The organism is Streptomyces sp. SCPE 10 (assembly GCF_051980735.1).
In the GTDB taxonomy this organism is placed as follows: domain Bacteria; phylum Actinomycetota; class Actinomycetes; order Streptomycetales; family Streptomycetaceae; genus Streptomyces; species Streptomyces misionensis.
The window spans coordinates 6,669,731-6,694,054 of sequence record NZ_CP197069.1; the positions used below are offsets into that span (position 1 = coordinate 6,669,731).

Sequence of the window (24,324 nt, forward strand, 5' to 3'; positions counted from 1 at the left end):
CCGCTCAGTTCCGCACTTCCGGCGCGGGCGCGAAGAGCCGCTGGGCGCCGAGGAGGGACAGCAGCCGGCCGACCGCGGCACCGGCGGTGCGGACGACCACCGCCTTGTCCTGGAGGCCGGCCCGCCGGTGCAGCTCCATCAGGACGGCCAGGCCCGCGCAGTCGCAGAAGTCGAGCCGGCCCAGGTCCAGTTCGAGGCCGCGCTCGGCCGTGGCGAGCGCCGCGAGCAGGCCGTCACGGAGCCGGGTGCCGGAGTCGAGGTCCAGCTCGCCCGTTATCTCCACCCGGGTCCAGGGGCCGTCCGCGGTGTACGAGGCGATCGCCAGGCCGGGGAGCAGTGAGCCGCGCCGGTCCCCCCGGCTCCCCGGGCGGCGGCCCGGAGAGAGCAGGGGAGAGGCGTGGCGGACGGGGTCTTGCATGGCTCACTCCCTCATCTGAGCGCCCGGGGGTCGGCTCCAGCCTTCCCACGACACCAAAATACGTCAAGCGATGCATGAAATGTAGTACGTGTTTTTGAGTGCATGAACACCGGCTCGGTAAACTCAAGACATGGATGGAGTGCCCGAGCCCCACACCGGATGGACGTTTCTGACCAATCACGCCCGCGTCCTCGCGGCCATCGCGGACAACCAGAACGCCCGCATCCGCGACATCGCCGCGCACTGCCGGCTCACGGAACGAGCCGTGCAGAAGATCATCGTCGATCTGGAGGAGGACGGTTACCTCTCCCACACCCGGGAAGGGCGGGGGAACACCTACCGGATCGACCCCGGCAAGATCCTGCGCCACCCGGCCGAGGCCGGACTCGGCCTCACGGTCGCCTCGCTGCTGTCGCTGCTCGTCCAGGACGAGGCGCACCGCTCCGGGCCGCCCGCACAGCCCGCTCCCCGGCACGCGGGCGCCGCACAGTCGTAGGACCCGCCGCCCGTGCCGGCGGGCGGGCGGCGGGCCCGGCACCACGTCGGAGGCGGTGCCCATGCAGACGTTCCTGCCCGATTCCGACTTCCGGCGCTCGGCGCAGCTCCTCGACCGGCGCCGACTGGGCAAACAGCGGGTCGAGGCGCTGCAGGTCCTGCGCGGCCTGACCGTGCCCGGTTACGGCTGGCGCAGGCACCCGGCCGTGCGCATGTGGAGCGGCTACGAGGAGGCTCTGGTCCGCTACGGCCTGGAGGTGTGCCGGGTCTGGCGGGAGCGCGGGCATCAGGACAGCTGCGCGGCCTCCCTGGTCGCCGGGTACGAGGCCGCCCGCCCGGGTGCCCGCGTCCGCGGCCAGGCCGCGCTCGCCGCCGCCGGGGAGCTGCCGCCGTGGCTGGGTGACGAGGACTTCCACCGCAGCCACCGGTCCGCGCTCGTCCGCAAGGACCGGGACGCGTACGCGTCCGAGTTCCCCGGCGTGCCCGACGACCTGCCCTATGTGTGGCCGGCCTCCGACCGGGAGGGCCTGGACGGCGCCGGGGACCGGCGCGGCCCGTGAGGCTCACCCGCCGTCCCCGGCGAGTGCCGCGGCCCACCGCAGCGCCGCCGTGCGGCCCCGGTCCGGGACCGTCCACAGGGCGTGGCCGCGCAGCCCCCAGCGGCGCAGCAGGGTGTTGGCGGCGAGGAATCCGCTGGTGGCCGCCCGTTCCATCAGCGCCACCGGCAGACCGGTGCGGACCGTGTCGCCCGCGACGACGAGACCGGGCGTGGGCGTGTCCACGGTGGGCCGGTCGGCGTGGCCGCCCACCGGGAAGAGCGGGCAGTCGGCCCGCCACTCGTGACGGGCGTCCACCACCCCGGCCCGGCGGGTCTCCGGATACAGCCGGTTCAGCTGGTCCAGCAGTTCCTTGCGCACGGTCGCCGGGTCGGCGTCCTCGGCCAGGGCGTAGGCGTGCAGTTCGACGACCGCGCCGCCGGTCCGGGCGGCCCAGCGGGCCGCCTCGCCCTCCCAGCCGCTGACCACACTGACGTTGTCCAGGGAGCCGAAGCCGCTGGTGCCGAGGAAGCCGGGCCGGTCCGGCCGCACCGGCCGGTCCAGCCACAGCCGGGAGACCAGGAACGGCGGTGCGGTGCGCAGCCGGGCCACGCGCTCGCGCCACTCGGCGTCACCGAGCCCGCCACCGCGGGCCACCAGGGAACGCAGGCCCCCCGGATCGAGGGCGAGCACCACGGCGTCGTACGGCTCCTCGCCGCCCGCGGCGGTCACCGCGAAGCCGCCGGCCGGCCGCGGGGCGACGGCCTCCACGGCGGTACCGGTGCGCAGCTGTGCGCCGAGCCCGCGCAGCCGTTCGGCGAGCGGGTCCCACAGCGCCCGCGGGAAGGGCTCCCGGGGCACGTCGAACAACAGGCCCTCGGCCGAGCCGAGGAAGTAGATGTGGAACATCAGCGCCATCTCCGCCGCCGACAGCTTTCGGGGGTCGGCGAAGAAGCTCCGGGAGAACACCTCGAAGGCCAGCTGCCGCGCCGCCGGAGGGAAGCGGATGGCCTCCAGGAAGTCGTACGCGCTGACGTGGTCGAACCGCTCGTACACCCCCGGCACCCGCACGTCGAACAGCGGCAGCGCGGCGCGCGGGCGCATCCGGGCCAGCTCGCGCACGCCGAAGGAGCCGCTCAGGGCCGCGAACCCGAGCGCGCTCAGCGGCGGTGTGCGCGGCACGTGCCGGAAGCCGTCCTGCCGGCCGCCGCCGTGCCGCAGGGGGTAGTCGGGGAGGCCGGTCAGCCGGTCCAGCGACGGATCCGTGCGGCGCAACAGCGCCCGTAGGTTGTAGTACTGCCGGAAGAAGGCGTGGAAGCCGCGGCTCATCGTCACCGTCGTGCCGTCGGCCAGCCGGGTGGGCCACCCCGCGAGCCGTCCGCCCAGCTGGTCCTCGCGCTCGTACACGGTGACGCGCACGCCCCGCTCGGCCAGCGCGGTCGCCGCGGTCAGGCCCGCGATGCCGCCCCCGACGACCGCCACGTCCGGAACGCCGGACCCCTCGGCGCGGGCGGCGCCGGGCGGCGCGGGCAGCGACCGGGCCCGCCGGTCCCGGCCGGGCCGGGGCGCGCGGGCGGCTGCGGACCGGCGGCCGGGAACGCTCATCGCCCGGCCCCCTCGGCGGCGGCGGACGGGCGGCGGCCGACGACGGTGTGGGTGATGCCCGTCTGCCAGCCCGGCAGCGGCAGCACCCGCACCCGCTCGAACCCGGCCCGCCGCACCCGCCGGCCCAGCTGCCCGGCCGTGTCGAACGTGGCGACGCTGCGCCACAGGTGCCGGTAGAGCGGCCCGTCGCCGAGCAGCGTGGCGACCGGCAGGACGAGCCCGCCGCACACCGCGCTCCACACCGCGCGGTGCGCCGGGCGCCCGCTCAGCGCGTACTCGTGCACCGCCAGCCGGCCGTGCGGCGCGAGCAACCGGTGCGCGTGCGCGAGGACGGCGTCCGGATCGGCGGTGTTGCGCAGCAGGTAGGCGGCGAAGACCGCGTCGAACGGGCCGTGCACCCCGGCCTCGGCGAGGCGTTCCACCGGAGCGTGCACGAAGCGCACCGGGCACGGCCAGGACCGGCGGGCGGCACGCCGCAGCATGCCGGCCGAGGCGTCGACAGCCGTGATGTCCGCGCCCGGCAGCACGGCCGCCAGCGCCGCGGTGGAGCCCCCCGTGCCGCAGCCGAGGTCCAGCACACGCAGTCCCGTCCCCGGAGTTCGCAGGCCGAGGCGGCGGGCGGAGCGGCGCAGCTGGGTGCGGTGGCCGGGGTTGGCCGCCAGCAGCAGGTCGTAGTGGTCGGCGGCGCGGTCGAACGCGGCGGCCAGGTCGGCGTCGCGCAGCAGGGGCATGGCGTCTCCGTGGGGGGTGTCAGGGGTGGTCGGCGGCGCGCTGCCGGGATGCGCCGCGGCGGTGTGGGCGGGGTGGTGGACGGGCGCGGCGGCCCGAGTGGCGTCGCGCGGCGCGGTCATGCGGTCTCCGCGCGCGGGGTGCGGCTGTCGCGGCGCGGGGCGAACGGCAGCGCGAGGGCCGAGCGCAGCATCGCGGCGGCGGGCACGTGCAGACCGATGGACAGGTCTTCCGGCCAGCTGGTGCGACCGTCCAGGAAGCGCAGCAGCCGGACGGCGGGCACCGACGCGAACAACTCGGTGAAGAAGGCCGGGCCGTCGATCCGGCCGCGGTCGAGGGCGTGCAGCAGCACCGCGTCCATCAACCGGGAGCGGGCCGGGTGCGGACGCGGGGGCAGCGGGCGCCGCCCGGCGTGCAGCGCGGCGGCCACCGCACCGGCCTGGCGCTGCACGGCGCTGAAGGTGTACCCGGTCGCGGGCCGGGTGGCCCCGGCCGCGGCCCCGATCCGGAACACCCGCGCGGCGCTCTGCCGGGGGAAGTCCGCGTCCGTCATCGGGATCGCCCCCTGCTCCCACCCCGTCACCTCGTGCGCGCCGATGCCCAGGGTCCCGGTGACGTACCGCCGCAGCGCGCGGTCGTACGCCTCCGGGCCGAGCGGGCGGCGGGAGAACTCCGTGTACTCGACCAGGGCCTCCCGCGGGCCGGTCGGCAGGACGTAGCCGAACGACAGCCCGTGCGGCGGCTGCGGGGTGCGGAAGTCCATCAACTCGACGGCGGAGGCGTCGAACACCGGCCGGGCGGTGCGCACGAACCAGCCCCGGAAGTGCTGCACCAGCGTGGTGCGGGCCGGCGGCAGCCGCGGCAGCGGCCGGGAGTCGAACACCCAGCGGGCGCGCGCGGTCACCCGGCCGCCGTCCGGCCGCCGGCCGTGCACCAGCGCACCCCCCGCCGCGGACTCGACCCGTTCGACCACCGCCTGCACGGTCCGCACCCACGGACTTCCCGCGAGCCCGCGCCCGGCCAGTTCCTCGAAGGCGGGGGAGGACAGCATCTTGTACCGCAGCGGCGCGATGGCGCGGTCGACCGTACGCCCGTCGCCGGAGCGCACCCGCAGCCGCTGCCAGCACGCGGTCAGCGCCTCGTCGTACGGCCCGGCGCCCGCCTCCCAGTAGCACCAGGTGCGGCGCGCCGCCCGGTACGGGCCGGGCGGCGCCGCCAGCAGCACCGCCGTCACCGGGCGCGCCCCGGCGGGCGGCCGGGCCAGCCGCAGGGCGAGCGACAGCCCGGCGGCCCCCGCGCCCACGACGGCGACGTCCGACTCCACGTCCACGGCGGCTCCCTCCACGGGCCCTTGCTCCGGCCAGTCTCGCCGCCCCAGGGCTCCGCCGGGCGTCCGCCGGGTGCCCATCGGGCCCGCACATCCACCGAACGGCGCATCCCCCGGGGGCCGCCGCACGGAATGTGTGGCGGAGAAGGAAGAACCACGACGGACGACCAACGCGAGCACGGCGCGCCGAGCCGGGCTCGCCACGGGCGAGAGGAACCGCGATGCGACGCACCCAGGCGACCGGCCGGCCCCCGGCGGAGCCGACGCCCCGGCCGGGCGCGGGCGGCCGGGCACGGGGCGGCCCGCCGGCCGGGCCCACCGGCACACCCACCCCCGCGCACCGCCCGTACGGCGGCACGGGCCCGGTCCGCACCTGCGAGGGGCCGGGGGCGGGCCGGTGACCAGGACGGTGACGGGACCCACCGACCACGTCGTGGTCGTCGGCGCCGGGCTGGCCGGCCTGTCCGCCGCCCTGCACCTGCTCGGCGCGGGCCGCCGGGTCACCGTGGTCGAACGCGACCCCCGGCCCGGCGGCCGGGCCGGCCGGCTGGAACTCGGCGGCTATCTGATCGACACCGGGCCCACCGTGCTGACCATGCCGGAGATCGCCGACGAGGCCTTCGCCGCGGTCGGGGCCGCGCTGCGCGACCGCGTCGACCTGGTCCCGCTGCGGCCCGCCTACCGGGCGCGCTACGCCGACGGCGGCTTTCTCGACGTGCACACCGACGCAGACGCGATGGAGGCCGAGATCGAACGGTTCGCCGGAGGCGCCGACGCCGCCGGGTACCGCCGGCTGCGGCACTGGCTGGGCAGGCTGTACCGGACCGAGCGGGGCCGCTTCCTCGACGCCGACTTCGACTCGCCGCTTCAGCTGCTCACCCCCGACCTGCTGCGGCTGGCCGCGCTCGGCGGCTTCGGCCGCTGGGAGGCGCGCGTCGCCCGCCACCTGCGCGACGAACGGCTGCGCCGCGTCTTCTCCTTCCAGGCCCTGTACGCCGGTGTGCCGCCCGAGCGGGCCCTGGCCGCCTACGCGGTCATCGCCTTCATGGACACCGTCGCCGGGGTGTACTTCCCCCGCGGCGGCATGTACGCGCTGCCCCGCGCCATGGCCGACACCGCGGCCGAGGCGGGCGCGGCGTTCCGCTACGGCGAGCGGGTGACCGGCCTCGAACGCCGCGGCGAGCGGGTCACCGCCGTCCTGACCGAGCACACCCGCGTCCCCTGCGACGCCGTCGTCCTCACCCCCGACCTGCCGGTCGCCTACCGCCTGCTGGGCCGCGCCCCGCGCCGCCCGGCCCGGCTCACCCACGCCCCGTCGGCCGTCGTGCTGCACGCCGGCTGCGACCGCACCTGGCCCGAACTGGCCCACCACACCCTGTCGTTCGGGCACGCCTGGCGGCGCACCTTCCACGAGCTGACCCGTACCGGCGAGCTGATGAGCGACCCGTCCCTGCTGATCACCCGGCCCACCGCGACCGACCCGTCCCTTGCCCCGCCGGGCCGCCACCTGCACTACGTCCTCGCTCCCTGCCCCAACACCGACATCGGCCCCGGCCCCGCCGACTGGGCCGCTCTCGCCCCCCGCTACCGCGACGGCCTGCTGCGCGAGCTGGACCGCCGGGGCCTGACCGGCATCGCGTCCGCGATCGAGACCGAACGGCTCGTCACCCCCGCGGACTGGAGCGTGCTGGGACACGCGGCGGGCACCCCCTTCTCCGCCGCGCACACCTTCGCGCAGACCGGCCCGTTCCGGCCCCGCAACCTGGTGCGCGGCACCGCCAACGCCGTCCTCGCGGGCTGCGGCACCACCCCCGGCGTGGGCGTACCGCCCGTACTGCTGTCGGGGAAGCTGGCCGCCGCCCGCATCACCGGCCGGCCCCGCCCACGGCCCGCCACCCGCAGGCGAGGCACACCGGTGGCCCAGGGAGCGCGACGATGACCGCACGGGAACTGAACGCCGCCGGCATCACCGATCCCCGGCTGCGCGCCGCCTACCGCCACTGCCGGGAACTGAACGCCCGGCACGGCCGCACCTACTTCCTCGCCACCCGGCTCCTGCCGCCCGCCCGGCGCCCCGCCGTGCACGCCCTGTACGGCTTCGCCCGCTGGGCCGACGACATCGTCGACGTACCCGGCCCCGGCGGCCACGACGGCACCGGCACGGCGCGCCGGGCCGCCGCCCTGGACCGGCTGGCCGACGACCTCGCCCGGGGACTGGCCGGCGGGAAGGGCGCCGCCCCGGTGATCGTCGCCCTCGCGGACACCAGCCGCCGCTACACCATCGACCACCGCCACTTCGCCGACTTCCTCACCGCCATGCGCAGCGATCTGACGGTCACCGAATACGCCCACTACGACGAACTGCGCGCCTACATGCACGGCTCGGCCGCCGTGATCGGGCTCCAGATGCTGCCCGTCCTCGGCACCGTGGTGCCCCGCGCGGAGGCCGCGCCCTACGCCGCCGAACTGGGGGTCGCCTTCCAGCTCACCAACTTTCTGCGGGACGTGGGGGAGGACCTCGACCGCGGCCGGATCTACCTGCCCCAGGACCTGCTCGCCGCGCACCGGGTCGACCGCGCACTGCTGCGGCACTGCCGGGACAGCGGCCGCACCGACCCCCGGGTCACCGCCGCGGTACGGGAGTTCGCGGCCCTCACCCGCGCCGCCTACCGGCGCGCCGCCCCCGGACTGGCGATGCTCGACCCCGTCGCCCGCCCCTGCATCCGCACCGCGTTCGTGCTCTACGGCGGCATCCTGGACGCCGTCGCCGCCGACGGCTGGGCGGTGCTGCACCGCCGTACCGCCGTGCCCCGCAGGCGCCGCGCGCTGGTCGCCGCCGACGGGCTGCTGCGGGTGACCGCCGCCCGGATCGCCGACCGGCGCGCGGCGATCCGGGTCCCCGCCGGGCACTTCCCCCCGTTCCCCCGACCCGAGGAGGTCCGGTGACGCCTCCTTCCCGGCCCCGGAGCGGACGCCTGCCGGTGCGGCTGCGCCGGGCGCCCGTCGCCTGGGAGCGGCAGCGTCCGACCTGGCGCGACGCCCGGCCCGGACTGATCGCCGACGCGCTGGACCGGGCCCGGGCCCGCCCCACCGGCAACTGGTACGTCGTCGGCGCCACCGGCGAGCTGCGCCCGGACCGGCCGCTGGGCCGCACCGTCGCCGGCCGGGAGGTGGTGCTGTGGCGGGACGCGACCGGCCGCCTCGTCGCCGGGCCCGGGATCTGCCCCCATCTGGGCGCGCCGCTGCGGGACAGCCCGGTGCGCTGCGGCACCCTGGTGTGCCACTGGCACGGACTCGCCCTGGACGGGGGGCCGTTCACCGGCTGGGAGCCCTGGCCGGCCCATGACGACGGCGTGCTGCTGTGGGTGCGGCTGGACGACGCCGGCGGCGAGGAACCCACCGGGAGCCCGCCGGTGCCCGAGCGCCCCGGCGCGGACCGCGCGCTGACGGCCGTGTACACCGCGGCGGGCCGCTGCGAACCGGAGGACGTGGTCGCCAACCGCCTCGACCCGTGGCACGGGGCCTGGTTCCACCCGTACTCCTTCGTGGACCTCACTGTGGTCGGCGTCCCCGGCGCGGACGACGCGTTCACGGTCGACGTGTCCTTCAGGCTCGCCGGACGACTCGTCGTGCCCGTCCGCGCGGTGTTCACGGCGCCCGGCCCGCGCACCGTCGTCATGCGGATCACCGACGGCGAGGGCGAGGGCTCCGTCGTGGAGACCCATGCGACGCCGCTGGGCACCGACGCCCTGGGCAGGCCGCGCACCGCGGTCGTGGAGGCGGTCGTGGCCACCTCCGGACGGCGCGGGTTCGCGGTGGCCCGCCGGGCCGCGGCACTCGTCGCCCCGGTGGTCCGCCGTACCGCGGGCCGGCTGTGGCGCGACGACCTCGCGTACGCCGAACGGCGCTGGAACCTGCGCTCCACGGGACGCTTCCCGGGCCGAGCGTGACCGCCGCCCGGCCGCGGCCGGGCGGACCGCCGATCGAGACGGGCCGGAACGGAGCCACCTGGCGCCCCGAGCGCCGCACCCGGCCCGCCGCGGGGCCGTCCGGCCCGGGTCGCGGTCGGCGGCACGGTGGGTGTGGGGGTAGGGCGCGTGGTGCGTCTGTTTCACCGTTTCGAGCGGTTTGACGATGAGGCTGTGGGCCTGGCCGTGTCCGTGTCATCAAATTTCCAGATGACATGGCGACAGTACTTACCGGATGGGCTGGGGGCGGCGCGGTGGAGGTGAGGGGGGTGCATCACGCCTACCGTCGGCGGGTGGTCCTGCGGGGTGTCGACGTGGACCTCGGGGCTGGTGTGCTCGCCGGGATCGTCGGCGAGAACGGCGCGGGCAAGACGACCCTGTTGAAGATCCTCGCCGGTGAACTGCGTGCGGATCGTGGCGTGGTGCGTCACCGGGGGCGTTTTGGCTACTGTCCGCAGGATGTGGTCCTCAACGACGCCCTGACCGTCCGGCAGCACCTGGAGTTCTTCCGGACGGCCTTCGCGCTCGACGATCTGCGTCATGCCGAGAGGGTCATGGAGGCTCTGCAGTTCTCCCAGTACGCCGATGTGCGGGCCGGGGTGCTCAGCGGCGGGACCCGGCAGAAGCTGAACCTCACGCTCGCGCTCATGCACGACCCGCAGGTTCTGCTGCTGGACGAGCCGTACCAGGGTTTCGACTGGGACACCTACCAGCGGTTCTGGGAACTGGCCGCCCGACTGCGCGACGCCGGCCGCTCCGTCCTGGTGGTCTCCCATCTGGCCTACGACACCGAACGCCTCGACGAGCTGTGGCGCCTGGAGGCGGGCGCGCTGCGCCGGGAGACGGCCGCGGCGGCATGAGGACACACCTGAACCTGTTCACCACCGCCACCCGTTACGACCTGATCGCGCACGCCCGCAACCGGTTCGCCATGCTGCTGGTCGTCTTCTTCATTCCCGCCTGGGTCAGCCTGGTCTACCTCACCATCCCCCGCGTAGCGGCCCCGTTCCACCTGGCCTCCACCGGGGAGAGGCTGGCGCCTGCCGGCAACGAGCTGACGCAGATCACCGGTGCCCTCAACGCCGTCACCCTGGTCACCGGGTTCATGATGTTCGCCGCGACCTTCACCGGCGGGCGCTTCGACCGGCGCCTGGCCATGGCCGGTTACCCCCGTACCCATCTCGTCCTGGCGAAGGCCGCCTCCATGATCCTGGCTTCCGTGCTCCTGGCCGCCTACGCCACCGCGGCCATGTGCATCGCCTGGACACCGAAACAGCCCTGCCTGCTCGCCGCCGCCCTGTTCTGCGCGGCGCTGACCTACGGCGCCATGGGCGTGGTCTTCGGCTCCCTGCTGCGCCGCGACGTCGAGGGCATGTTCGCCCTGGTGATGACCAGCGTCATCGACGTCGCCCTGCAGAACCCCATGGTCAGCTCCGGTGCCGACAACCCGCTGACACGCTTGCTGCCCACCTACGGCTCCGTCCAAGCCGCCACCGCGGCAGGGTTCTCCACCAGCTCCGCACCCGCATACCTCGCGCTGCAGCTGCTCTGGTTCGCCGCCACCGCACTCCTGGGCCTCCTGGCCTTCCACCACCGCACCCGCAACGCCCTGCCCCGACCAAGCCGTCCCGACCGGTCCGTGGCCGCGCGCCCACGCGACGCCGCGCCCCTCGGGGCCCGACGAGCACCAACTGCCGGCCGCAAACCGAACGCCCTGTAACCGATATCCGCTCCGCACTCACCCGATTCGGGCGGCCAGGCCCTCGCCCTCACGGCACCGACGAAGGAGTACGCATGAGCAGCACATCAGGTGTGGACCAGAAGGCGATCCCAGCCCGGAAGGGTCAACGGCCGCGCTTCCACTACCCCTTGCCGATGCCGGAACCCTCCCACGTCCCCAGGGACGTCGCGGCCCGGGCCCAAGTGTGGAAGGAGTCTTACGGATGGACCGAACCGGTCACCGATCCCGACTCCGAATTCCCCGGAATTGCCATGGGTTGGTGCCTTGGGAGGTTCTCCACCCCAGAAACCGGCAAGGCAGTGCTTTACGCCGTCGGCTGCCTGCTGGAGTGGTCGTTCGCCATCGACGATGAGGTGCTCGATCACCCGGACGCCCGCAGCCGGTCCAGCGAAGTCATCCGTCTCGTGAGCCAGATCACGCATGTGATGGAGTCTCCGGGATACCGCTTACCGAAGGACGCGCTTCCCCTCGTCGCGGCGATCCATGACGTGATGGAGCAAATGCGCGCGCAGTGCACACCCACACAAGTGGCCCGCGTGAGCACCGGACTCAGGTGCATCCTCGCCAGCGGCGTGCACAAGATTCACATGGACGAACCCGACGAGGACGAATATCTCGCCCTGCGCATTCACGACGTCGGCGGTTACACGTACGCCTCGATGATCGAAATGTGCGGCCCCGCCCCCATCCCGGACGAGGTCTGGAACGCACCGGCGGTCCGGGCGCTGATCGGGTGCGCGGTGCTGCTTGTCGGAGTGGAGAACGATGTCGTCTCCTACCACAAGGAAAAGGCAGAAGGCCAGACGTCTCCGAACTTCGTGGGAATCCTGGAAGCGACCCGCGGACTCTCCTTCGACCAGGCCGTCACCGCGGCGATCGAGACGCGCGACCGCCTGATGCTTCTCTTCCTCCGTCTGCGCGAGCGCTTGCTGCCCACAGCCGAGACGCCCCTGCGGTACCTCATCGACCGACTCGGCCAGTTGATCATCGCCAACACCGAAGTCACCCGGTGCGCGCGGCGCTACAACCCGCCACCCGCACAACGCATGGCCCCGGAAGACGTCATCAGGACACCCGAGTGCTGGGCACCCTCACTGTCGACCAGCGACACCAGCCCCCTGCCCTACCCGAGCATCTCCTGGTGGTGGGACCACTGCTGAGGAACCGCTGACCCAGTCGGCCATGACGGATGCGAGACAAGCCACCAGCCTCCGGTGTGCCACGCCCGTGAACCGCTTTCCGCCGGCGGCGGAACACCGGCCTGGCCGGGCTCGACGATCACTACAGTCCAGACTCATGACGACGGTCACCACGCGCACGATCGCATACGCGGCCGACGGCCTGACGATGGTCGGGCATCTCGCGCTGCCGGCCGGTGCCGATCGCCGGCCCGCGGTCCTGGTCGGGCCCGAGGGGGTGGGGCTCAGCGACGTCGAGCGCCGCCGGGCCGAGGCGCTCGCCGAACTGGGATACGTGGCGCTGGCCTTCGACCTCCACGGCGGCCGCTATCTGGGCGACCCCGAGGAGATGCTGGCCCGCTGCATGCCGCTGCTCGCCGACCCCGACCGGATGCGAGGCATCGGTCACGCGGCGCTCGACGTGCTCCGCGCCGAGCCGCGGACCGACCCGGACCGGATCGCCGCCGTCGGCTACGGCACCGGGGGCGCGATCGCGCTGGAACTCGGGCGCGACGGCGCCGACCTGCGCGCGATCGGCACGGTCAACGCGCTGACCACCGGCCGACCAGGCGAGGCGGCCCGCATCCGCTGCCCGGTGTGGGCCGGGGTCGGGTCTGAGGACCCGATCATGTCGGCCGCTCAACGGGACGCGTTCATGGCCGAGATGCAGGCCGCGGGCGTCGACTGGCGCCTCACGGTCTACGGCGGCGCCTTGCACGCCTTCCATCACCCAGCCGTCGACCACACCGTGCGCCCCGGCGTCGGCCACCACCCACGGCACGCGCGGCGCGCCTGGCGTGACGTCGTCGACCTGCTCGCCGAGTGCCTGCCCGTCACGCGGTGATCGCGTTCCGTTCCCCCTGGACGCGGGTCACAGCCGGCGCCAGCGTGCGCCGCACCACGAGAAGACGCCGAACGCGGTGAGGCCGAGCGCGATGAGGGCGAGCAGCCAGGGGCCGGCCGGCAGATCGCGGAAGGCGCGCAGCGTGTCGTCCATGCCCTTCGCCTCGCCCGGCCGGTGCCGGACGGCGGCCACGACGGCGAACACGCCCGCCACCGCGAAGACGACACCGCGCGCCGCGCCGCCGACCACGCCGAAGAAGTCCGTGAACCGCTCGGCCTCGCGCGACATGGCGTCGGTCCGCAGGTCCTTGCGGAACTTCTTGCGCACTGCCCGCACCGCCATCCACAGACCGGCCACCACCACGGCGGCACCGGCGAGGCCCACGAGCCACTGGCCGCCCGGTCTGCCCAGGACCATGGCGGTGACGTCCCGGGTGCCCCGGTCGGAGGAGCCGCTGCCGCTGCCCCGGCGGCCCACCGCGTAGGACAGCACGGAGAAGGACACGAAGCCGTAGAAGACGCACCGCGCCGCCGCGGCGATCCGCTTCGACGGCTTGTCACCGCGCGGTCCGGGCCCGCCGAACACCGCCTCCGACAGCCGCCACAGCCCCATGCCGGCGAGCGCCGCCCCGACGACCCAGAGCATCGCCGCCCCGAACGGCCGCCCGGCCAACTCCTCCAGCGCCCCGCCCCGGTCGGCCTGCCGGTGGTCGTCGGCCAGCGCGATCCGCAGCGCGAGGACGCCGACGAGAACGTAGATGAGCCCGCGGGCGACGAAGCCGGAGCGAGCCGCCACGGCCATCGCCGTACCGTCCGCGGCGCCGCGCGCCCGGCTGCGCCCCCTCAAGGCCCATGACTGTGCATCCATACTCCGCCGATGCCCCGGGGACTCCTTTCGACACCTCGGCGCGTCGCGGGCGGCCGGCGGTGTCCCGGAGCCGGTCCCCGCCGTCGCGGGCCGCGGCGAGCGCGGCGCCGGCGCTGTACGGCGCGGGGATCGGGCGCACCGGCACCGAGGTCCGGGTGAGTACCGGTGCGATCGCGACGGCCGGGGCGGGGCCGTGTGCGGACCTCGCGGCTGACGGCACGGCGCCCGACCGGTCGAGCGGTCGCCCACCGGCCGGGCGCTCCGGTCACTCGTGGGCGCTGATCACCCCGCCGGCGCTGAGCACGATGTACACGCCGTTGGCGTCGAGCCCGACGTCGTGCTGGTTGGTCTGGAGCGTGGCGTCCACCGCGCCGTCGTTGCCGAGGATCTGCGCGCGGTAGCGCAGTTCGCCGGTCTTCGTGACCTTGGCCTTCCAGCCGCCCGCGAGTTCGAAGGTGCCCGGTCCCTGGTGGCCGCCGCCCATCCAGGCGTGCAGTTGGCCGCCCAGCGTGAGCACGATGAACATGTCGTTGGCGTCCAGCCCGGCGTCCGCGCCGTTCGTTTCCAGCGTGGCCAGCACCGAACCGCCGTGCACGATCCTGGCGAGGTAGTGCTGGTCGCCGAGCCGGCGGATCTCGGCCGTGCTGCCGTCGGGCAGCGTCTGGGTGCGGGCCTGGGACGCGGTTTTGGCCGTCGTGGCCGGTGTGCCGCCGCGGTGCGCGGCGTCCGCCCCGGTCCGTACGCCGGTCGCGGTCTTGTCCGCGGTCTTGTCCGCGGCGATGGTCGAGGAGCCGACGGGCGTGGAGCCGCCGCCGGTGGTGCCGGAGGCGGCGGCGGCCTGCCGCTCCGGGCCGGACGCGGCGCTCTTGCCGCCGCTCTGGCAGGCGGCCAGCGAAAGTGCAGCGGCGGCGGCGACGGCCACCAGGCCGGCGGAGCGGAAGGTACGGCGAGTGGTCATGATCCAAATCCCCCACGGAGTGTCAAGAGGCGTGGTCCCCGGCCGCCCGCTCGCGCGGGCCGGCCGGCCGCCCCTGCTGTGTTCCTGCACCCCGTCAGATGACCTACGCCCGCGAGTTGTTCATCGCCTTCTGTCCGCGTTCGGTAACAGCCGCGCCGCCGCCGTCCGGGAAGTGGGCGCGCAGGCGGTCCACCGCGTCCAGGTGCGACTCGCGGACGACGTAACGGGTGATCCCCCAGCGGCGCCGGTGCCCGTCCAGCGCGGCCGTGATCTCCCGGGCCGTGCCGACCCACGCGTAGGGGGAGGCGAGCACGTCGGCCGGGGAGCAGTTCAGCTGCCCGGCGATGCGGTGGGCCGCGGCCTCGGCGTCGTCGGTGATCTCCACCATCTGCACCAGGGCTTCGCGGGCCGGGGCGGTGGACCGGCCGGCGGCGCCCTGTTCGATCAGGTCGATCTGGCGGTCGATGTCCTCCGCCTTCCAGCGCGCCTCGTGCGTGTGGCCGTCGGGCAGGGTGCGGCCCAGCCCGCTCAGGCCCACCACGTCCGCGTGCGCCCCCGCCCAGCGCAGCAGCGCGGTGTTGCCGCCCCCGAAGGTGAACGGCACATCGCCCTGGACCGGGCGGGGCCTGGTGAGCCGGGCCTCGCGGGCCCGCGCCTCGGGGCCGTCGAGGGTGACCGTCTCGCCCGCGAGGAGCGCGCGGCAGGCCTCGGCGACGGCCTGGAAGCGCCGGACGCGCGCCGCCACGTCGGGCCGCCGCCCGCCCAGCATCTCCCACTCGGCCGGGGTGTGGCCCGCGCCCAGGGCCAGGCGCGCGCGTCCGCCGGAGACGAGGTCCAGGGTCGCGACGTCCGACGCCAGCAGCAGCGGCTCGCGGACCCCCGCGTGGGAGACGTAGGAGCCCACGCCGAGCCGCTCGGTGACCGCCGCCGCGGCGGCCAGCGCGACGAACGGGGAGGCGGCGGTGCCCGGGTGGTCGCCCGCGAGCAGCGCGTCGTACCCCCCTGCCTCCGCGCGCCGGGCCAGCGCGGTCCAGGAGGCGGCGTCTCGCGGCTGGGCTTGTACGGAAACGATCGGTGACTGCATGTCAGGAGACTAGGGCCTCTCGCTTGGATCGTGCCGGGCGAGGCCGAGCGGTGGTCGTTGCGCGTGTGGCGAAACCGTTCCGCCCGGCTCGGGCCGATGTCAGCCCGCCGTCGCCGCGTCTTCGGAGACCGGTGCCCGCGTCTCCTCGGGCCCGGCGAGGCCGCGCAGCGGCCGGTTCCTGACCACGTAGCAGATGAGCAGCACGTACAGACCGCCGAACAGTCCCAGGGTGGGGCGCAGGCCGATGTTCTGGGCGAGCCAGCCGGTGGCGAAGATGCCGACCGGCGCGGCGGCGAAGGCCATGGCCATCACCGCGCCCCAGACCCGGCCCAGCGCCTCCGGCGGGGTGGAGCGCTCCACCACACCGGTGACCAGGGGGTTGACCGGTCCGCTGGCCAGTCCGATGGCGAAGGTGATCGCCAGCATGAGCCACAGCCCGGGTTCGGCGACCATGGCCAGCCGGGCGGCGCAGATCAGTGCGAAGCAGCCCACGAAGGTGGCCCACCGGTTGGCCAGCAGCCTGCGGCTCGCCGGGGCGTAGGCGAACGACCCGACGACCGCGCCGATGCCGTTGGCCGCCAGCAGCAGACCCACCGCCCGCTCGCCGCCCAGCAGTTCACGGCTGTAGACCGGCAGCACCACCGGGGTCAGCGCGTCGTCCAGGAAGTTGGTGCACACCACCACGCTGATGATGGCCGCGAGCACCGGGGTGCGCAGGATGTAGCGCGCGCCCTCGGTGACCTCCCGCAGCAGGCCCGGACGGTCCCCGGCGGGCTCCGCTGCGTCGCCCGGCCCCGCCTGCCGGGCCCGCGAGGCCGGCTCCCCGCCGGGCACCGCCATGATCAGCAGGGCCGACGCGAGGAACGTGCCCGCGTCCACATAGAGCACGGCGGTCGGGCCGGTCAGGCCCGCCATCAGCGCGGCGAGCGGCGGGCCGATCACGAACGCCACCCGCTGCGCCGAGGCGAACAGCGAGTTGGCGGTCTCCGAGCGCACCTGCCCGCGGGCGGTCACCCGGGGCAGCAGCGCCAGCCGGGCCGCGGCGCCCGGCGCGTCGGCGAGGGTGCGCAGGAACAGCAGCGCCATCAGGGCCGGCAGGGCCAGACCGACCGTGCCGTGCAGCAGCGGCACCGCGGCCATGCACGCCCCGGCGGCCAGGTCGGCGACCACACTGGTGCGCTTCGGGCCGACCCGGTCGGCGATCACGCCCCCGGCGAGACCGGCCACGATCATGGGCAGCGCGTTGGCGAACCCCGCCGCGCCCGCCTCGGTGGCGCTGGACGAGATCTGCAGCACGTAGAGCGGCACCGCGACCAAGGTCATGGTGTTGCCGATCCAGGACAGGTAGTTCGCCGTCACCAGCGCGGTGAGCGGGCGCCTGTCACGGGTGGTCGTCGATGTCATGCGGAGGGGCTCTTCTTCTCTCGGGTCAGTTCGGCGAGCATGCGGTTCACCTCGTGCAGCGGCATGCCCGCCGTCGAGGGCGGTTGGGCGCCGCGCTGCCGGGTCAGCCGGGTGAACTCCTCGGCGGCACCGGCCGCCGCGGCCCGCACGGCCGCCCCGTCGACGGCGTCCGGGTCGAACTTCCAGGTGAACACCGCTTCCTCGCCGTCCGTTTCGAAGAGGACGGCGACGGCGTGGTAGCGCGTGGCGTCGTCGTTCCCCGATGGCCCGATCTGCTCGCCGACGGTGAACAGCGACCCGTTCTCCGCGCCCGCGAGCAGCGTACCCAGGTAGTTGAAGGACAGCTCCGCCCGTCCCCAGCCGGCGGCCTCGCGGCGCACCTCGGGATCGGCGGACCAGCGCAGCGCCTGATAGCCCTTGCCGCCGTCCGGTACGGCGTCCAGGGCGCGGCCGACCTGCCGCAGGTGGCGGAAGGGGTCGTCGGCGAAGGGGAGGCGGAGCGGGTGGCTGGTGGCGTAGAAGCCCACGGCGCGGGCCGGGTCCCAGCCGTCCGCGAGCGGCAACTCCCGCCCGGGGGCGATGAGATCGAGGACGACGTCCCGGCCGCCGAACCAGGGCCGGGTGGCCCGGGCGACCGCCGTCAGCGCCACGGCCGGCCGATCCGCGGCGTCGGCGCCCGGCGGTATCGCCGCACGCACCCGGTGCGCCGTCTCGCCGCCGATCCGGTCCGGCCCGCCGGTGCGGCAGCCCAGCGGCGCGACGCCCGCCAACTGGTCGCGCCAGTAGGCGCGTTGTCCTCGCACGTCGTGGTCGCGCCAGGCGGCGGCGTACACCGACGGGTGCCGGGTCTCGGCGGCCGGCCGGGCGCCGTGGTAGGCCCGGTCGAGGTCGTCCACCAGGATCTGCCAGGACAGGCCGTCCACGACCAGGTGATGCGCGGTGAGCACGATCCGGTCCGGTTCGCCGGGGATCAGGGAGGCCGCGAACAGCGGTCCCTCGCGCAGGTCGAAGGCGGCGCGGTGGGCGGCCGCCACCCGGGCCGGGTCGGCGCCCGCCGCCTCGACGCGCCACAGCCGGCGGTCCGTGGCGTCCGTGCGCCAGCCGGTGTCCGTGCGCCGGAACGCCGAGCACAGGCCGGGGTGGGCGGCCACCACCCGTTTGACCACCACGGTCAGCCACTCGGCGTCCAGCGGCCGGGCGGCGGTGAGCACCAGGCTGTGCGCCCACAGTTCCGGGTGCGGCAGGCCGCCCTCCAGCAGGTCCTCCTGCTCGGGGCTGACCGCTCCCTCCGCCGGCTCGGCGCCGTCTGCGGAGGTGACCGACTCCGGCCGGACCAGGGCCAGTTGCCCGCGCATGGTGGGGGCGCGGAACAGCTGCCGGGCGGTGAGGGCGAACCCGGCCCGGCGCAGCGCGTGGGTCAGTTGGATCGCGGTCAGGGACGTGCCGCCGCACTCGAAGAAGTTGTCGTCCGGGCCGGGCTCGGTGCCCAGCACCTCCCGCCAGACCGCCGCGATCCGGCGCAGCTCGCCGGGGTCCACCGCAACGGGCGCCGCGGGCGTCGCCGCGGCCGTCCGCGCCGGGGCGGGAGCGGGGGCCGCGGCGCGGGCGCGCAACGGTTCGTCCGGCCGTTCCACGAAGACGCGCACCAGTTCCAGCAGACGCCCCACGAGCCGGTCGACGGTGGCGTCGGTGAACAGCTCGGTGCGGTACTCGAACCGCCCGTACATCCGGTCGCCCGCCCGCCACCAGCCGACCGTGATGTCCATCGGCGACACGCCGTCCTCGACCTCGACGCCGTGCACCTCGGCGTCGGGCACCCGGACCACGGTGTCGTCGAAGTCCAGCACCAGGTGCATGGTCTGCAGCAGGGGGTACCGGTCGAGGCTGCGCTCGGGCGACACCGCGTCGACGATCTCGCTGAAGGGCACCTCGCGGTGGTCGGCGACGGCGGCCGAGGCCTGCCGCACCGCGTGCAGGATCTGCCGCGGCGTCGGGTCGGCGGGCAGCCTGGCGCGCAGCGGGACGTTGGTCAGCAGGAAGCCGATCAGGTCGTGGGTCTCGGGCCGGCCGCGGGTCGCGCTCGGCAGGCCGACGACGATGTCGCGCGACCCGGTCTCCTCGTGCAGCAGGCCCACGTAGACGGCCAGCAGCGCGTCGGACAGGGTCAGCCGCCGGGCGCGGCACATCGCGAGGAAGGCGGCGCTGAGCCCGTCGTCGAGCCGGAAGTAGTGGTGCTTGCCCTCGTGCCCGCGGCCCTCCGGGGGAGCGTCGTAGGGCAGCGGCAGATGCGCCGGCACGCCCTCCAGGTGGGCGCGCCAGAAGTCGCGGTGCTCCCGGCGGCGTCCACCGGTGAAGAACCGCCGCTGCCAGACGGCGAAGTCGCCGTACTGCACGGGGAGTTCGGGCACCCGCGCGGGACGGTTCTCACGGATCGCGCGGTAGTGCTCCAGGAGTTCGCGGTTGAGGCGGACGAAGGACCACTGGTCGGTCACCGAGTGGTGCATCGTCTCGATCACCTGGTACTCGTCGTCCGCGGCGCGCACCACGACCACCCGCAGCAGCCCCCCGGCGGCGAGGTCGAACGGCCGCCGCACCAGCGCCCGCACGGTCTCCTCGACGGCGTCCGGTTCGGTCCGCAGGTCGAAGAATTCGACCGGCGTCGCGAACTCCTCGCTCACCCGCAGCACCGGCAGGCCGTCACGGACCTCCACGCGGGAGCGCAGCAGTTCGTGCCGGCGCACCAGCGCGGTGACGGCCGCCCGGAACGCCTCCTCGTCGAAGGCGCCCTTGAACCGCAGCCCGGTGCTGATGTTGTACGTGTGCCGGCCGGGATCGAGCTGGTCGAGGATCCAGATGCGTTCCTGGTCCAGGCCCAGCGGGGAGACGGAGCGGTCGCCGGAGCGCCGGGTGAGTTCCGGCTCGGCGGCCGGGCCCTCCTCCCCGTGCCGCAGTCGGCGCTGGAGGGCCGCCCGCTGCTCGGGCGTCAGCCGGGCCAGCCGGTCGGCGACGGTGCGCGGTCGAGTCACGGTCACTGGCTCCTGTCGGCGTCGGCGATGGTGGTGGACCGGTCGGCCGGCAGCAGCTCGGCCAGCCGGGGCAGGCCGGCCAGCACGTCCTCGGCCGGCAGCCCGAAGTCGACGAGGCAGCCCACCTCGTCGGCGCCCGCCTCGGCGAGCCGGGCCAGCACCCGGGCGGCCTTGGCCGGCGTGCCCAGGAGCGAGGGTCCTGCCAGGTAGTCCTGGAAGGCGGCCTCCAGCAGGACGGGTTCGTCGCCGCCGCCGGTCTGCGCCCGGTAGGAGGACAGGTAGTCGTGCAGTGCGGGCCGCAGCCGGTCCTCCATGTCGGGCTCCTCGCTGACGTGCGCGTGGGTCATCACCACGACGTCACCGCGTCCGGCGTGCCCGGCGTCCCGCCAGGCGGCCCGGTACCGGGCCACGTTCTCCCGCAGCTGGGGCAGGGTCTGGCCGAGCAGCGCGGTCATCACGCCGTACCCGGCGGTGCCCGCGGCCCGGAAGGTCTCCGGGTGCCCGGCCGCGGTGATCCACACCGGCAGCTCGGGCTGCACCGGGCGCGGCTGGGTGAGCACCCGCGACGTGGTGCCCGCGGTGCCGGGGAAGGACAGTTCCTCGCCCGCCCACAGCCGCCGCACCTGTTCGACGGTGCGCATCAGCGTCTTCTTGCGCTCGTCGTACGGCTCCCGGGCCAGCACGAAGTCGTCCGGGTGCCAGCCGCTCGCGAAGGAGACGCCCACCCGGCCGCCGGAGATGTTGTCCACCACCGCCCACTCCTCGGCGACGCGGACCGGGTGGTGCAGCGGCGCGGCGACGCTGCCGGCCCGCAGCCGCAGCCGCCGGGTCACGGCCGCCACCGCGGCGGCGAGGACGGACGGGTTGGGGTGCGAGCCGCCGAAGTCCACGAAGTGCCGCTCGGGGAACCACGCGGCGTGGAACCCGCGCTCGTCGGCGAACCGGCAGGCCCGCAGCATCATGGCGTAGTAGTCGGGGGCCGCGAGCGCGCGGGCCTGCGGGAAGAAGTAGAGGCTGAGCCGGACCGGCGGGACCGCGTCCGGCGGCGTGTCGGCGGCCGGGGCCTGCCGGGCGCGTTCGCGCAGCCGCAGCCGCAGGGCCGCGCGCTGCTCGGGGGTCAGCTGTCCGAGTCGTTCGCCGATGTCGCTCACGCCTGTCCCTCCCCTTCGCCCTGCCCCTCGATCTCGGCCAGCAGCGCCAGCAGTTCGGCGTCGTCGCGCTCGTCGAGGATCTCCTCCACCCGCGCCGCGAAGTCGCCGAACGTGGAGTGCTCGTACAGGTCCTGGAGGCGGACCTCGACCAGCAGCTGGTCGTTGACGACGGAGATCAGCTGCGCCGCCTGGAGCGATGTGCCGCCCAGTTCGAAGAAGTTGTCCTGCGGGCGGATCGCCGGCCCGCCGAACGACTCCTGCCACAGGGCGGCCAGCAGGGACCGCGTCTGCGTGCCCTCGGACGCGTCCCCGGCGCCCGGCTCCCCCTGCCCGGAGCGGCCCGCGACGGCCTCGGGGGCACCCGGTGAGGCGGCACCCCGCGCGGCCGTACCCGCCGCGTCCCGCGCGGGTGTGCCGTCCGGGCCGGCGGCCGGCCAGTGGCGGGTGTCGGCGAACGCGTAGCCCGGGACCCGGGCCGGGGCGGCCGGCGGGGCGACCAGGTCGTCGGTCGCGCAGCCCGCCGTCCAGGCGGCGCCGAGCGCGGCCAGGTGCACCGTCGCCTCGTCGCGCTTCCCGTCGCCGAGGAGTTCGGCGATGACGGGACGGTGCTCCGCGCCCCGGGTGGCGCGCCGCAGCTGCGAGGCGAACGTCCGCCCCGGACCGGCCTCCAGCACCACGTGCGGCGCCGCGTCGAGCAGCACCTCCACCCCCTCGGCGAAGCGGACGGTGGCGCGCAGCTGACGGCCCCAGTAGGCCGGGTCGGTGGCCTGCGCCGCGTCCAGCGGCGCCCCGGTGACGTTGGACAGCACCACCTCGCGCGGCGCGTGCAGGGCAAGGGTCCCCACCACGTCGGTGAACGCCTCGGCGGCCTCGGCCATGAACCGGGAGTGGAAGGCGTGCGCGGTGGCCAGCCGGCGCACCTTCACCCCCGCGGCGGCGCAGCGGCGCTCCACCTCGGCCAGGTGCTCCGCCGCCCCGCCGAGGACCACGGTGTCCGGCGCGTTCACCGCGCAGACGTCCACCGGCAGCCCCGCCGCCAGCTCCCGCGCCGTGTTCTCCCCGGTCAGCACGGCGGCCATCACACCGGCCGGGGCACGGCTCATCAGCCGGCCGCGTTCGACCACCGCCCGCGCCCCGTCCGCCTCGGAGAACACGCCGGCCCAGGTGGCGGCGACCAGTTCGCCGACGCTGTGCCCGAGGAGGACCGACGGGGTGACGCCGTGCCGCCGCAGCCCGTGCAGCAGGGCGAGCTCCACGCTGAACAGCAGCGGCTGCACGACATCGGTGCGCAGCCAGCGCGGATCGTCGTCCGGCCAGGTCCAGCAGCCCTCCAGGTCCGGCCCGCCGCACGCGCGGACGAGGGCCCGGGTGCCGGCCCACTCCCGGGCGAAGTCCTCGTCGGCCGCGAGCAGTCCGCGCCCGGTACCGGCCAGGGGCACCCCCTGGCCCGGCAGGAGCACGGCCACCGTCGGCTCGGGTACCGCCTTCGCCCCGGCCGACGCCGACTCCAGCGCGTCCGCCAGCGCGGCGCGCGCCGACGCCTCGTCCGCCGCCTCGACCGGGCAGGCCCAGCGGTACGGCAGCCGCCGCCGGCCGTGCCAGAGCGTGCCGAGGACGTCGTGCACCGGCCGGGTGCCCTCGCGCACCGCGGTGGCGATCCCGGCCGCGGTGCGCTCCAGCGCCTGCGGGCTCGCGGCGGAGAGCACCGCGAGTCCGCGCCCCGGCAGGTCCTCGGACGGCTTCGGCGGCCCCGCGGCGACCGCCGGTTCGGCGAGGATCACATGGGCGTTGGTGCCGCCGAGCCCGAAGGAGCTGACCGCCGCGTACCGGGTGCGCCCGCCGGGCCAGGGCATCGCCTCGCGCGGCAGGTGGAAGCGGTCCGCGCCCAGCGGCGCGTCCGGGCCGTCCCCGGGCTGCGCGGGAACCGGCGGGATCACCCCGTGCTGGACGGCGAGCACCGCCTTGATCAGACCGACCACGCCCGCCGCGGTGTCCGTGTGCCCGATGCCGGCCTTCACCGCGCCGAGCGCGCACGGCTCCGCCGCGTCGCCGTACGCCTGGGCCAGCGCCGCCAGTTCGACCTGGTCGCCGAGTTCCGTCGCGGTGCCGTGCGTCTCGATGAAGCCGATGTCCGCCGGTTTGCGCCCGGCCACCGCCAGCGCCTCCTCCAGCACCGCCGCCTGGCCCCGGGGACTGGGCGCGACGAGGCTCATCCGGTCGGCGCCGTCGTTGTTGACCGCGCTGCCCAGCAGCACCGCCCGGGCACCGCGTCCGGCCTCCTCGGCCCGGCGCAGCACCACCACCCCGGCACCGCTGGCGGGCACGGTGCCCCGGCTGCCCCGGGTGAAGGGCCGGCAGCGGCCGTCGGGGGAGAGCACGTCACCCTCCTGGTAGGTGTAGCCCGCGCCCGGCGGCAACTGGACGGTGACCCCGCCCGCGATCGCGAGGTCGCACTCGTAGGTGAGCAGGCTGCGCAGGGCCACGTGGACGGCGACCAGCGAGGTGGAGCAGGCGGTCTGCACGGTGAGAGCCGGGCCGGTGAGGCCCAGCCGGAAGGCGAGGGAGGTCGCCAGGTAGTCCTTGTCGTTGCCGAGGGAGATCTGCTGGCGGCCCGCGGCCCGCACCAGCGTGGGGTCGGCGTCCACATAGCGGTGCCGGTACCCGCTGTCGCCGCAGCCGAGGAAGACCCCCACCCGGCCCGGGTCGCGCTCGGTGTCGACGCCCGCGTCTTCCAGCGCCTGCCAGGCGACCTCGGTGATGATCCGCTGCTGGGGGTCGGTCACCGCGGCCTGGGTCGGGCTCATCCCGAACAGCTCCGCGTCGAACCGGTCGACGCGGTCGATCCCGCCGACGCCGAGGGTGCCGTCGGCCAGGACCCCCGGCAGTGCCACGTGCCCGCGGACCACGTCCGCCCAGAAGGTGTCCGGGTCGGCGGCTCCGGGCACTCGGAGGGCCACTCCGATCACCGCCACCGCGTTGTCGGGTGCGTGCAT

Annotated in this window: 21 protein-coding genes; 10 read left to right on the top strand and 11 right to left on the bottom strand. The window is 75.4% G+C overall.

What is annotated here, in order from left to right:
- Window positions 1-4 precede the first annotated feature (4 nt).
- Window positions 5-418 carry an STAS domain-containing protein gene (locus tag ACSP97_RS30615; protein WP_440555250.1) on the bottom strand — a complete coding sequence of 138 codons (414 nt, stop codon included), beginning with the start codon at window positions 416-418 and terminating at the stop codon, window positions 5-7.
- A 130-nt stretch (window positions 419-548) separates the two neighbouring features.
- Here ACSP97_RS30615 and ACSP97_RS30620 point away from each other — a divergent pair, with 130 nt between their 5' ends.
- Complete coding sequence (locus ACSP97_RS30620; protein ID WP_355153092.1) at window positions 549-914, top strand: helix-turn-helix domain-containing protein; 366 nt, start codon at window positions 549-551, stop codon at window positions 912-914.
- A gap of 61 nt (window positions 915-975) precedes the next feature.
- On the top strand, window positions 976-1,473 hold the full coding sequence (locus ACSP97_RS30625) for an MSMEG_6728 family protein (protein ID WP_355153094.1): 498 nt from the start codon (window positions 976-978) through the stop codon (window positions 1,471-1,473).
- Window positions 1,474-1,476: 3 nt separating this feature from the next.
- Here the strand turns inward: ACSP97_RS30625 and ACSP97_RS30630 are convergent, their stop codons facing one another.
- From ACSP97_RS30630 to ACSP97_RS30640, 3 genes are all read right to left on the bottom strand, one after another.
- Entirely contained in the window at window positions 1,477-3,054 is a 1,578-nt protein-coding gene (locus ACSP97_RS30630) for an FAD-dependent oxidoreductase (RefSeq protein WP_391870582.1), read from the bottom strand.
- Window positions 3,051-3,785 carry a methyltransferase domain-containing protein gene (locus tag ACSP97_RS30635; RefSeq protein ID WP_358269924.1) on the bottom strand — a complete coding sequence of 245 codons (735 nt, stop codon included), beginning with the start codon at window positions 3,783-3,785 and terminating at the stop codon, window positions 3,051-3,053. Before ACSP97_RS30635 ends, ACSP97_RS30630 begins: the two co-directional genes overlap by 4 nt.
- Before the next feature lie 116 nt (window positions 3,786-3,901).
- Window positions 3,902-5,113, bottom strand: coding sequence for a lycopene cyclase family protein (locus ACSP97_RS30640; RefSeq protein WP_440555253.1), 1,212 nt, complete (start codon window positions 5,111-5,113; stop codon window positions 3,902-3,904).
- A gap of 218 nt (window positions 5,114-5,331) precedes the next feature.
- Between ACSP97_RS30640 and ACSP97_RS30645 the strand changes: the two genes are divergently transcribed.
- The 8 genes from ACSP97_RS30645 (at window position 5,332) to ACSP97_RS30680 (ending at window position 12,841) form a co-directional block, all read left to right on the top strand.
- Window positions 5,332-5,511, top strand: coding sequence for a hypothetical protein (locus ACSP97_RS30645; protein WP_440555255.1), 180 nt, complete (start codon window positions 5,332-5,334; stop codon window positions 5,509-5,511).
- On the top strand, window positions 5,508-7,049 hold the full coding sequence (gene crtI, locus ACSP97_RS30650; protein ID WP_388294764.1) for a phytoene desaturase family protein: 1,542 nt from the start codon (window positions 5,508-5,510) through the stop codon (window positions 7,047-7,049). The genes ACSP97_RS30645 and crtI overlap by 4 nt, the downstream gene beginning before the upstream one ends.
- Window positions 7,046-8,056: a phytoene/squalene synthase family protein gene (locus ACSP97_RS30655; RefSeq protein ID WP_355531228.1), complete on the top strand. Its 1,011-nt coding sequence runs from the start codon at window positions 7,046-7,048 to the stop codon at window positions 8,054-8,056. Before crtI ends, ACSP97_RS30655 begins: the two co-directional genes overlap by 4 nt.
- Complete coding sequence (locus tag ACSP97_RS30660) at window positions 8,053-9,060, top strand: DUF5914 domain-containing protein (RefSeq protein WP_358679668.1); 1,008 nt, start codon at window positions 8,053-8,055, stop codon at window positions 9,058-9,060. Before ACSP97_RS30655 ends, ACSP97_RS30660 begins: the two co-directional genes overlap by 4 nt.
- Before the next feature lie 272 nt (window positions 9,061-9,332).
- Window positions 9,333-9,938, top strand: coding sequence for an ABC transporter ATP-binding protein (locus tag ACSP97_RS30665; protein WP_358269925.1), 606 nt, complete (start codon window positions 9,333-9,335; stop codon window positions 9,936-9,938).
- On the top strand, window positions 9,935-10,798 hold the full coding sequence (locus ACSP97_RS30670) for an ABC transporter permease (RefSeq protein ID WP_440555259.1): 864 nt from the start codon (window positions 9,935-9,937) through the stop codon (window positions 10,796-10,798). Before ACSP97_RS30665 ends, ACSP97_RS30670 begins: the two co-directional genes overlap by 4 nt.
- A gap of 74 nt (window positions 10,799-10,872) precedes the next feature.
- Window positions 10,873-11,979 (top strand): terpene synthase family protein, encoded by a 1,107-nt coding sequence (locus ACSP97_RS30675; RefSeq protein ID WP_440555261.1) that lies wholly within the window; start codon window positions 10,873-10,875, stop codon window positions 11,977-11,979.
- 136 nt (window positions 11,980-12,115) lie between these two features.
- Window positions 12,116-12,841, top strand: coding sequence for a dienelactone hydrolase family protein (locus ACSP97_RS30680; RefSeq protein WP_440555263.1), 726 nt, complete (start codon window positions 12,116-12,118; stop codon window positions 12,839-12,841).
- 27 nt (window positions 12,842-12,868) lie between these two features.
- Here ACSP97_RS30680 and ACSP97_RS30685 read toward each other — a convergent pair whose 3' ends face one another.
- The 7 genes from ACSP97_RS30685 to ACSP97_RS30715 form a co-directional block, all read right to left on the bottom strand.
- A complete protein-coding gene (locus ACSP97_RS30685; RefSeq protein ID WP_382074245.1) occupies window positions 12,869-13,642 on the bottom strand; it encodes a DUF1206 domain-containing protein in 774 nt (257 codons plus the stop codon).
- Window positions 13,643-13,973: 331 nt separating this feature from the next.
- Window positions 13,974-14,666: a hypothetical protein gene (locus ACSP97_RS30690; RefSeq protein ID WP_388314094.1), complete on the bottom strand. Its 693-nt coding sequence runs from the start codon at window positions 14,664-14,666 to the stop codon at window positions 13,974-13,976.
- A gap of 103 nt (window positions 14,667-14,769) precedes the next feature.
- Entirely contained in the window at window positions 14,770-15,750 is a 981-nt protein-coding gene (locus ACSP97_RS30695) for an LLM class flavin-dependent oxidoreductase (RefSeq protein ID WP_440555265.1), read from the bottom strand.
- A 99-nt stretch (window positions 15,751-15,849) separates the two neighbouring features.
- On the bottom strand, window positions 15,850-17,154 hold the full coding sequence (locus tag ACSP97_RS30700) for an MFS transporter (RefSeq protein ID WP_355153118.1): 1,305 nt from the start codon (window positions 17,152-17,154) through the stop codon (window positions 15,850-15,852).
- A complete protein-coding gene (locus ACSP97_RS30705; protein ID WP_440555268.1) occupies window positions 17,151-20,180 on the bottom strand; it encodes a condensation domain-containing protein in 3,030 nt (1,009 codons plus the stop codon). The genes ACSP97_RS30700 and ACSP97_RS30705 overlap by 4 nt, the downstream gene beginning before the upstream one ends.
- Window positions 20,181-20,182: 2 nt before the next feature.
- Window positions 20,183-21,331, bottom strand: a complete 1,149-nt coding sequence (locus ACSP97_RS30710) for a MupA/Atu3671 family FMN-dependent luciferase-like monooxygenase (protein WP_382013212.1) — start codon at window positions 21,329-21,331, stop codon at window positions 20,183-20,185.
- A complete protein-coding gene (locus ACSP97_RS30715; RefSeq protein WP_440555271.1) occupies window positions 21,328-24,324 on the bottom strand; it encodes a type I polyketide synthase in 2,997 nt (998 codons plus the stop codon). The genes ACSP97_RS30710 and ACSP97_RS30715 overlap by 4 nt, the downstream gene beginning before the upstream one ends.

Bases quoted from the DNA above. Each gene is read 5' to 3' on its own strand.
- ACSP97_RS30615 (WP_440555250.1), bottom strand. From the start codon at position 418: ATGCAAGACCCCGTCCGCCACGCCTCTCCCCTGCTCTCTCCGGGCCGC.
- ACSP97_RS30620 (WP_355153092.1), top strand. From the start codon at position 549: ATGGATGGAGTGCCCGAGCCCCACACCGGATGGACGTTTCTGACCAAT.
- ACSP97_RS30625 (WP_355153094.1), top strand. From the start codon at position 976: ATGCAGACGTTCCTGCCCGATTCCGACTTCCGGCGCTCGGCGCAGCTC.
- ACSP97_RS30630 (WP_391870582.1), bottom strand. From the start codon at position 3,054: ATGAGCGTTCCCGGCCGCCGGTCCGCAGCCGCCCGCGCGCCCCGGCCC.
- ACSP97_RS30635 (WP_358269924.1), bottom strand. From the start codon at position 3,785: ATGCCCCTGCTGCGCGACGCCGACCTGGCCGCCGCGTTCGACCGCGCC.
- ACSP97_RS30645 (WP_440555255.1), top strand. From the start codon at position 5,332: ATGCGACGCACCCAGGCGACCGGCCGGCCCCCGGCGGAGCCGACGCCC.
- ACSP97_RS30655 (WP_355531228.1), top strand. From the start codon at position 7,046: ATGACCGCACGGGAACTGAACGCCGCCGGCATCACCGATCCCCGGCTG.
- ACSP97_RS30670 (WP_440555259.1), top strand. From the start codon at position 9,935: ATGAGGACACACCTGAACCTGTTCACCACCGCCACCCGTTACGACCTG.
- ACSP97_RS30675 (WP_440555261.1), top strand. From the start codon at position 10,873: ATGAGCAGCACATCAGGTGTGGACCAGAAGGCGATCCCAGCCCGGAAG.
- ACSP97_RS30680 (WP_440555263.1), top strand. From the start codon at position 12,116: ATGACGACGGTCACCACGCGCACGATCGCATACGCGGCCGACGGCCTG.
- ACSP97_RS30685 (WP_382074245.1), bottom strand. From the start codon at position 13,642: ATGGCCGTGGCGGCTCGCTCCGGCTTCGTCGCCCGCGGGCTCATCTAC.
- ACSP97_RS30690 (WP_388314094.1), bottom strand. From the start codon at position 14,666: ATGACCACTCGCCGTACCTTCCGCTCCGCCGGCCTGGTGGCCGTCGCC.
- ACSP97_RS30695 (WP_440555265.1), bottom strand. From the start codon at position 15,750: ATGCAGTCACCGATCGTTTCCGTACAAGCCCAGCCGCGAGACGCCGCC.
- ACSP97_RS30700 (WP_355153118.1), bottom strand. From the start codon at position 17,154: ATGACATCGACGACCACCCGTGACAGGCGCCCGCTCACCGCGCTGGTG.
- ACSP97_RS30715 (WP_440555271.1), bottom strand. From the start codon at position 24,324: ATGCACGCACCCGACAACGCGGTGGCGGTGATCGGAGTGGCCCTCCGA.